Source organism: Pseudoduganella sp. RAF53_2 (genome assembly GCF_052113985.1).
Taxonomy (GTDB): Bacteria; Pseudomonadota; Gammaproteobacteria; order Burkholderiales; family Burkholderiaceae_D; genus Rugamonas.
The window spans coordinates 1-5149 of the sequence record NZ_JBFRDW010000441.1 but is presented as its reverse complement, the minus strand read 5'-3'; the positions used below and the strand labels follow the sequence as shown (position 1 = coordinate 5149).

Annotated in this window: 7 protein-coding genes; 3 read left to right on the top strand and 4 right to left on the bottom strand. The window is 61.5% G+C overall.

Annotated features, from left to right (window positions below):
- Positions 1-16 precede the first annotated feature (16 nt).
- Positions 17-340: a rhodanese-like domain-containing protein gene (locus AB4Z11_RS22385; RefSeq protein ID WP_442027761.1), complete on the top strand. Its 324-nt coding sequence runs from the start codon at positions 17-19 to the stop codon at positions 338-340.
- A 39-nt stretch (positions 341-379) separates the two neighbouring features.
- Positions 380-1720, top strand: a complete 1341-nt coding sequence (locus AB4Z11_RS22380; protein ID WP_442027760.1) for a TolC family outer membrane protein — start codon at positions 380-382, stop codon at positions 1718-1720.
- Here the strand turns inward: AB4Z11_RS22380 and gloA are convergent, their stop codons facing one another.
- The 4 genes from gloA to AB4Z11_RS22360 form a co-directional block, all read right to left on the bottom strand.
- On the bottom strand, positions 1721-2131 hold the full coding sequence (gene gloA, locus AB4Z11_RS22375) for a lactoylglutathione lyase (RefSeq protein WP_442027758.1): 411 nt from the start codon (positions 2129-2131) through the stop codon (positions 1721-1723). It lies immediately after the preceding gene.
- Between the two features lie 39 nt (positions 2132-2170).
- The gene (locus AB4Z11_RS22370; protein WP_442027757.1) at positions 2171-3472 is read right to left on the bottom strand and encodes a PQQ-dependent sugar dehydrogenase; all 1302 of its coding nucleotides are present in this window, start codon (positions 3470-3472) and stop codon (positions 2171-2173) included.
- An 8-nt stretch (positions 3473-3480) separates the two neighbouring features.
- Positions 3481-3744 carry a hypothetical protein gene (locus AB4Z11_RS22365; RefSeq protein WP_442027755.1) on the bottom strand — a complete coding sequence of 88 codons (264 nt, stop codon included), beginning with the start codon at positions 3742-3744 and terminating at the stop codon, positions 3481-3483.
- A gap of 68 nt (positions 3745-3812) precedes the next feature.
- Positions 3813-4196, bottom strand: coding sequence for a VOC family protein (locus tag AB4Z11_RS22360; RefSeq protein ID WP_442027754.1), 384 nt, complete (start codon positions 4194-4196; stop codon positions 3813-3815).
- 136 nt (positions 4197-4332) lie between these two features.
- Between AB4Z11_RS22360 and AB4Z11_RS22355 the strand changes: the two genes are divergently transcribed.
- The coding region (locus AB4Z11_RS22355) for an NAD kinase (RefSeq protein WP_442027753.1) at positions 4333-5149 on the top strand (817 nt) is incomplete at its 3' end.

The following is a 5149-nucleotide window of genomic DNA, read 5'->3' as shown; positions in this document are numbered from 1 at the left end:
TTCTAAGGACGGAGCCATGCAGCACATTACCGCTCCGGAATTGGCTGACTGGCTGGCCGACGAGGCTCGCGCCAAGCCTTTCCTGCTGGACGTGCGCGAGAACTGGGAGTTCGAGACCTGCCAAATCGCAGGCTCGACCCTGATGCCGATGCAGACCATTCCGGCCCGCATCGACGATCTCGATGAGGATGCCCAGATCGTCTGCATCTGCCACCACGGTGCGCGCAGCTTGCAGGTGGCAGCATTCCTCGAACACCACGGCTTCGGCAAGGTGAGCAATCTGACAGGCGGCATTCACGCCTGGGCGGTCCAGGTGGACACCGCCATGCCGAAGTATTAGGCCGATATTTATTAATTGACGACTCCAACGGAGATGCACATGCAGAAACCCCTACTCGCCGTGCTGATGTCCAGCGCCTTCCTGACGCTCAACGCACAGGCGGCTGACCTGATCCAGGTGTATAAGCAGGCACTTGCCAACGACGCCACCTACGCCAGCGCGCGCGCCGCCCTGGCTGCCGGACAGGAACGCACGACGCAGGGGCGCTCCCTCCTGTTGCCGACTGTTTCGGCATCGGGTACGGTTTCCAAGAACTACGGCGACATCACGCCATCGCACGAAGGCGAGATCGATCCCAACACGCTGTCGCCGATTTCCAAGCGTGACAACGACAACTACCAGAACCTGTGGACCGTGCAGCTGACCCAGCCGCTGTTCCGCTGGGCGAACTGGGAACAGTACCAGCAATCCAAGCTGCAGCAGTCGGTGGCCGAAGCCACCTTCGCGCAGCAGCAGGAAGACCTGATCGTGCGCGTGGCCCAGGCTTACTTTGACGTGCTGACCGCACAGGACAATCTGTCCGTGACCCGCGCGCAGAAGGAAGCCACCACCGAGCAGCTGGCATCGGCAAAGCGCAACTTCGAAGTGGGCACGCAGACCATCACCGACACCCACGAAGCCCAGGCAGCATATGACCTGGTGGTGGCGCAGGAATTCGCCGCGGTCAACGATCTGGAAGTGAAGCGCACCGCGCTGCAGCAGATCATCGGCACCGTGCCTGGTTCGCTGTCGACCCTGCGCACCGGCGTCGCGATCGCTCCGCCACAGCCTGCGGAAATCGATCCCTGGATCTCGGCTGCCGAAAACCAGAACTACGGTGTAGTGAGCCAGAACCTGAACCTGGAAATCGCCAAGCGCGAAATCGGCAAGCAGCGTGCCGGCCACATGCCGACCCTGGACCTGACCGCAGCGTCGCAGCATCAACGCGTTACCAACAATGGCCTGACCAAGAACAACGCCATTGGCGTGACCTGGTCGGTACCGATCTTCAGCGGCTTTGCGGTGACCAGCAAGGTGCGTGAAGCGATCTCGCTGGAAGACAAGGCGCGCAACGATCTGGAAGCGACCAAGCGTGCCGCCGCCCAGAACGCCCGCCAGTCCTACCTCGGCGTGACTAGCGGCCTGGCCCAGGTGAAAGCACTGGAAGCGGCGGAAGTGTCGAGCAAGTCGGCACTGGATTCCAACAAGCTGGGTTACCAGGTGGGTGTGCGTATCAATATCGACGTGCTGAACGCGCAGCGCCAGTTGTACAACACCCAGAAGGATCTGTCGAAAGCACGCTACGACACGATCATGAACGGCCTGCGTCTGAAGTCCGCCGCAGGCACGCTGAAAGAAGAAGACCTGATGCCGATTAACGCGCTGCTGACCAGCCAGTAATCAGCGCAGGCCCGCGCCTTCTCCGTGGAAGGTGCGTTCGATCAGTTCAATCTTGTAGCCGTCCGGGTCCGTGACGAAGGCGATCACCGTGGTGCCGCCTTTCACCGGACCTGGTTCGCGCGTCACGTTGCCGCCCGCCGCTTTCACGCGCTGGCAGGCGCCCGCAATATCATCCGCCGAAATCGCGATATGGCCATAGGCGGTGCCGAGGTCATACTTGTCCACGCCGTAGTTGTAGGTCAGCTCCAGCTCCGCATGATCCGGGTTGCTGCCGTAGCCCATGAAGGCCAGCGTGTATTTGTATTCCGGGTTATCGCTGGTGCGCAGCAGCTGCATGCCCAGTACCTTGGAATAGAAATCGATGGAGCGCTGCAGGTCGCCGACCCGCAGCATGGTGTGAAGAATGYGCATGATGTGTCTTTCCCTAAAAAGGGCATTGTATGCGTTTTCTCAGCGGCCAGTTGCGGTCACTCGCCACACCGTGTTGCCCACATCATCCGCCACCAGCAGCGCGCCTGTCTTATCAACCGCTACGCCAACCGGACGGCCTTGCGCCTTGCCGTCGCTGGTCAGGAATCCGGTCAGGAAATCGACCGGCGGTCCGGCAGGCTTACCTTCGGCGAAAGGCACATACACGACCTTGTAGCCGGAGAAGGGATTGCGATTCCACGAGCCGTGCTGGCCGATAAACACACCGCCCTGATAGCTGGCCGGGAAGGATTTGGCTTCGTAGAAGGYCATGCCCAGCGATGCGGTGTGCGCGCCGATGGCGTAATCCGGAATCACGGCCTTGGCCACCATATCCTCGCGCTGCGGCTTCACGCGCCGGTCCACATGCTGGCCGTAATAACTGAATGGCCAGCCGTAGAAGGCGCCATCCTTCACTGAAGTCAGATAATCGGGCACCAGCTCATTGCCCAATTCATCGCGCTCGTTGACGACGGTCCACAGCGCCTTGGTTTGCGGCTCCCAGCCCATGCCGTTCGGATTGCGCAAGCCTGTTGCGAACAGGCGCGATTTGCCGGTGGCGCGTTCAACCCGCCAGATCGCGGCGCGGCCTTCTTCCTTGTCGAGGCCATTGTCGCCGGCGTTGCTGTTGGAGCCGACGGTCACGTACAGGAACTTGCCGTCCGGGCTGGCGATCACGTTCTTGGTCCAGTGGTGATTGATGGGACCTGCGGGCAGGTCGATCACCTTGCTGCCTGCGGCCGTAATGGACGTTGCGCCATCCTGATACGGGAAGCRCATCAGCGCATCGGAGTCCGCAATGTACAGGTCCTTGTCGATCAGCGCCATGCCGAACGGCGAATTGAGGCTGGTGAGGAAGACTTCGCGCGTGCGCGCCTGGCCGTTCGCATCGACATCGCGCAGCAGCGTGATGCGGTTGGCGCTCTTGCCGGCCGAACCGGCCTTCTTCATTTCATGTTTCATGATGGCGCCCTTGATGCCCTTGCCGTCTTCCGGCTTCGGTGGCGCATTCGTTTCGGCGACCAGCACATCGCCATTGGGCAGCACATAAATCCAGCGCGGATGATCGAGGCCGCGTGCATAAGCAGTAACCGTGAAGCCCTGGGCTGCGACAGGTTTGGCATCGTCCTGCCACGGCGCGGTCGGCGCGACATTCATCACGGGGATCAGTTGCTTCGCTGGTTCGGGCAAGGACGGATTCGGACCATAGCCAGGCGGGTATTGCGGCTGGGCGGAGGCGATCGCGGCTAGCGCAGCCAATGCGCTAAAGGCTAATGTGCGCATGGCCGGCCTCAATCGCGTTTGGTGCCGGGCAGGGGATTGGCCTGCTGGCCTTCATTGCCGGGAGAAGCTTTCTGCAGACCTGGCGTGGCGCGGCGGTCCGTGTCGACCAGGCCGCGCTCGATGTCCTCGGCAGCCTGGCGGATGACGCTGTGCGTTTTCTGATTGGGCGCGCCTTGCGGCGATTCGTCCCGTTCATGGGGTAGGCGCTTGCCGGCATCCTTCTCGACAGGCGCTGTCGTATTGACCAGACGGTCCTTCTTGTTGGTATCCATGGCAGATCCTCCTTCGCCTTGATGTTAGCGAAGGGGAGCGCTGCCAGTCGCCCGATTGCCCTTTAGAATCAGGACGCTGGCGGTACGGCCGGCTCCCACAGCTCGACCTTATTGCCGTCCGGGTCGATGAACCAGCCAAAGCGGCCATAATCGAATGACTGCACATCGCCGACGATCTCGGCGCCGCCTTCAGCCACCTGTTTCAGTGCGCCTTCCAGGTCATCGACAATCAGGTTGAACATGAATTCGCGGCGCGATGGCGCGAAATAGCCCGTGGTCTGTTTGAAGGGGCTGAACACGGTGCAGCCGCCGGGCGGCATCACGGCGGGCATGAAAGCCGCGTGGTCCGGTGCATCGGTGGGAAGGCCCAGGTAGGTCTGATACCAGCTGATCAGCGCTTGCGGGTCTTTGGACTTGAAGAAGATGCCGCCTACGCCCAGTGCTTTTGCCATTTCAGTCTCTCCATTGTATACTGTGCAAACATACAGTATTCTTCGCGTACCGGCCAGCGTTGCAATGCATGGCATGAGCAAGCATTATGGGTTACTCTGCTGCGTGTTGCCACCCCATATTTTGACCGAGATTTTTATGTCCGCTACGCACGCCATGTACAACACGATAGCCCTGGTTGTAAGGCCTAACACTTCAGGTATCGAAGAGCCGGTGCGCGCGGTGATCGATTTCCTCAAGGCCGGCGGCTACAGCGTGGTGCTGGAAGCGGATACTGCCGTCCACGTCGCCTTCCCCGATATTCCCTCGATGAGCGCCCAAGGCATTGGCGAGCGCGCCGACGCGGTGGTGGTGATGGGGGGCGACGGCACCATGCTGGGCATCGCGCGCCAGCTGGCGCCATACGATGTGCCGCTGATTGGTATTAATCAGGGCCGCCTCGGTTTCATGACCGATATCTCGCAGGAAGATATGCTGCCCGTGCTGGGCAATATCCTGAGCGGCACGCACAAGGCCGAGCGCCGCACCCTGCTGGAAGGGCGCGTGATGCGCGACGGTAAAGCCATCCATTTCGGCGTGGCCGTGAATGACGTGGTGGTGTCGCGCGGCGCCGGCGCCGGCATGGTCGAACTGAGCGTCGATGTGGACGGCCACTTCATGTACAACCAGCGTTCCGATGGCCTGATCGTCGCCACGCCCACCGGCTCCACCGCGTATGCGCTGTCGGCTGGCGGCCCGCTGCTGCATCCGACCCTGGGCGGCATTGCGATGGTGCCGATTGCGCCGCATGCGCTGTCGAACCGTCCGATTGTGCTGCCCGACTCCAGCGAGATCGTGATCGAAATCAAGCGCGGCCGCGACATCACCGTGAACTTCGATATGCAGACCTTCGCCAGCCTGGTGAACGGCGACCAGATTCACATCCGCCTGTCGCCGCACACCATCACCTTCCTGC

Coding starts and splice junctions, on each gene's coding strand:
- AB4Z11_RS22385 (WP_442027761.1), top strand. CDS start 17: ATGCAGCACATTACCGCTCCGGAATTGGCTGACTGGCTGGCCGACGAG.
- AB4Z11_RS22380 (WP_442027760.1), top strand. CDS start 380: ATGCAGAAACCCCTACTCGCCGTGCTGATGTCCAGCGCCTTCCTGACG.
- AB4Z11_RS22365 (WP_442027755.1), bottom strand. CDS start 3,744: ATGGATACCAACAAGAAGGACCGTCTGGTCAATACGACAGCGCCTGTC.
- AB4Z11_RS22360 (WP_442027754.1), bottom strand. CDS start 4,196: ATGGCAAAAGCACTGGGCGTAGGCGGCATCTTCTTCAAGTCCAAAGAC.